Source organism: Kitasatospora sp. NPDC057512 (genome assembly GCF_042802135.1).
In the GTDB taxonomy this organism is placed as follows: domain Bacteria; phylum Actinomycetota; class Actinomycetes; order Streptomycetales; family Streptomycetaceae; genus Kitasatospora.
Genome location: NZ_JBHVET010000926.1, coordinates 1 through 2800, shown reverse-complemented (window position 1 = coordinate 2800; position 2800 = coordinate 1). Strand labels below are relative to the sequence as shown.

3 protein-coding genes are annotated in these 2800 nt (G+C 72.8%); 2 read left to right on the top strand and 1 reads right to left on the bottom strand.

The genetic code is table 11. The features are described from left to right. Positions 1-62 precede the first annotated feature (62 nt). A complete protein-coding gene (locus ACFU6K_RS35835; protein WP_380670340.1) occupies positions 63-824 on the bottom strand; it encodes a PP2C family protein-serine/threonine phosphatase in 762 nt (253 codons plus the stop codon). Between the two features lie 196 nt (positions 825-1020). Here ACFU6K_RS35835 and ACFU6K_RS35830 point away from each other — a divergent pair, with 196 nt between their 5' ends. Together ACFU6K_RS35830 and ACFU6K_RS35825 are read left to right on the top strand one after the other, a co-directional pair. Further along, on the top strand, positions 1021-2145 hold the full coding sequence (locus ACFU6K_RS35830; RefSeq protein WP_380670338.1) for an LLM class flavin-dependent oxidoreductase: 1125 nt from the start codon (positions 1021-1023) through the stop codon (positions 2143-2145). Then, positions 2142-2765: an FMN reductase gene (locus tag ACFU6K_RS35825; protein ID WP_380670337.1), complete on the top strand. Its 624-nt coding sequence runs from the start codon at positions 2142-2144 to the stop codon at positions 2763-2765. The genes ACFU6K_RS35830 and ACFU6K_RS35825 overlap by 4 nt, the downstream gene beginning before the upstream one ends. Positions 2766-2800 lie beyond the last annotated feature (35 nt).

The window sequence follows — 2800 nt, the reverse complement described above, 5'->3', positions numbered from 1 at the left end:
GCGCTACGGCGCCCCGCCCGGGGCGGGTCCGTTCCGTACGGGTGCCCGACGCGACGGACGCCCTACGCGCCGACCCGCACCAGCGCCAGGGTGATGTTGTCCGGCCCGCCGGCCTCGATGGCCGCCTTCCACAGCTCGAACGCCGCCCTGCCGTCCGAGCGGTCCGCCCCCTCGAACGAGCGCTCCAGCAGCCCGGCCAGCTCCTCCTCGGGCACCGGGTCGGTCAGGCCGTCGCTGCACACCAGGTACCGGTCCCCGGCGGCCAGCGGCACGGCCCGGACGTGCGGCTCGACGAAGGTGAGCCCGAGCGAGCCGCCCAGGGTCTGGGTGACCACCGAGGTGGTGCGCCGTCCGGGCGGCAGCGGCGGGCTGTCGTCCACGCTCACCCGGCGCAGCCCGTCACCGGTGATCCGGTAGACCCGGCTGTCACCGACGTTGAAGGCCAGTGCCCACTCGGGCAGCAGCACGACCCCGGCGACGGTGGTGCCCATCGCGGCGAGCTCCGGCTCCTCGGCGGCGGCCGCGTAGACGGCCCGGTTGCAGGCCTGGAGCTCCTCGCGGACGGCCTCCTCGCCGTCCAGGGCGCCCCCGTCGGCGGCGAGCCGGCGGGCGACCAGGGCGCTGGCCACCTCGCCGCCGGGGTGGCCGCCCAGGCCGTCGGCGACCGCGATCACGCAGGGCGGGCCGAGCGGGAAGAGCAGGGTCTGCGGGTTGGTGGTCACGGTGGCGCAGAGCGTCCACGGCCCGACCGTGAGGCTGTCCTCGTTGTGCTCCCGCACCAGGCCCTCGTGGCTCAGCGCGCTCACCGCGATGTACGGACCCATCGTCCGCCGCCCTTCCGCCGCCCTTCCCTGCCGCCCGCGCCGTTCGCTGCCCGCGCCGTTCGCTGCCCGCCCGCGCCTTCCATTGTCGTCGCAGGGGACGGGAGGCGACGAGGGGAAGCGGGGGAGGGGGAATAACGGTCCCCGCCCGGATGCTAAGGTGGTTGAAAGTTGGACTACCTGGGATGTGGTGATCAGCATGCAGTTCGGAATCTTCTCCGTCGGCGACGTGACGACCGACCCCACCACCGGCCGCACCCCGACCGAGCACGAGCGGATCAAGGCGATGGTCGCCATCGCCCGCAAGGCCGAGGAGGTCGGCCTGGACGTCTTCGCGACCGGCGAGCACCACAACCCGCCGTTCGTCCCGTCCTCGCCGACGACCATGCTCGGCTACATCGCCGCGCAGACCGACCGCATCATCCTCTCCACCTCGACCACGCTGATCACCACCAACGACCCGGTGAAGATCGCCGAGGACTTCGCGATGCTCCAGCACCTGGCCGAGGGCCGGGTGGACGTCATGATGGGCCGCGGCAACACCGGCCCGGTCTATCCGTGGTTCGGCCAGGACATCCGCCAGGGCATCCCGCTCGCGATCGAGAACTACGCGCTGCTGCACCAGCTGTGGCGCGAGGAGGTCGTCGACTGGCAGGGCCGCTTCCGCACCCCGCTCCAGGGCTTCACCTCCACCCCGCGCCCGCTGGACGACGTCCCGCCGTTCGTCTGGCACGGCTCGATCCGCAGCCCCGAGATCGCCGAGCAGGCCGCCTACTACGGTGACGGCTTCTTCGCGAACAACATCTTCTGGCCCAAGGAGCACTTCAAGAAGCTGATCAACCTCTACCGCGAGCGCTTCGCCCACTACGGCCACGGCACGCCCGAGCAGGCGGTCGTCGGCCTCGGCGGGCAGGTGTTCATGCGGAAGAACTCCCAGGACGCGGTGCGCGAGTTCCGGCCGTACTTCGACAACGCGCCGGTCTACGGGCACGGGCCCTCGCTGGAGGAGTTCACCGAGCAGACCCCGCTGACCGTGGGCAGCCCGCAGGAGGTCATCGAGAAGACCCTGACCTTCCGCGAGTCCTTCGGCGACTACCAGCGCCAGCTGTTCCTGATGGACCACGCCGGCCTGCCGCTGAAGACGGTGCTGGAGCAGCTGGACCTGCTCGGCGAGGAGGTCGTGCCGGTGCTGCGCGAGGAGTTCGCCAAGGGCCGCCCGGCCGGCGTGCCGGACGGGCCGACCCACGCCGCGCTGGTCGCGGCCAAGGGCGAGAAGGACGAGAAGGACGAGAAGGACGAGAAGACCGTGGAGGTGGCCAAGTGACCGCGTTCAAGCTGGTGGTGGTGAGTGCCGGGCTGAGCAAGCCGTCCTCGACCCGGCTGCTGGCGGACCGGCTCGCCGACTCGACGGTGCGCCGACTCGCCCTGGAGGGGCGGGAGGCGGAGGTCACCGTGGTCGAACTGCGGGACCTGGCGGTGGAGATCGCCAACAACCTCGTCACCGGCTTCCCCGGCGCCGGGCTGCGCGCGGCGATCGAGGCGGTCACGGAGGCGGACGCCCTGGTCGCGGTGACGCCGATCTTCACGGCCTCGTACAGCGGCCTGTTCAAGTCCTTCTTCGACGTGGTCGACAACGACGCGCTCACCGGCAAGCCGGTGCTGATCGCCGCCACCGGCGGCACGCCCCGGCACTCGCTCGCCCTGGAGCACGCCGTCCGGCCGCTGTTCAGCTACCTGCGCGCGGTGGTGCTGCCGACGGCCGTCTACGCGGCCACCGACGACTGGGGCGCGGCGGGGGACGGGCTCACCGACGGCCTGCCGCGCCGGATCGACCGGGCGGCCGGCGAGCTGGCGGCGCTGCTGGCCGGGCGGGCCCCGGCGGCGCCGGCGCTGCCCGAGCAGGTGGTGCCGTTCGCCGAGCAGCTGGCGGCCCTGCGGGTCTGAGCCGGACCAGGCCGTACGAGGGCGGGTGCGCGAGC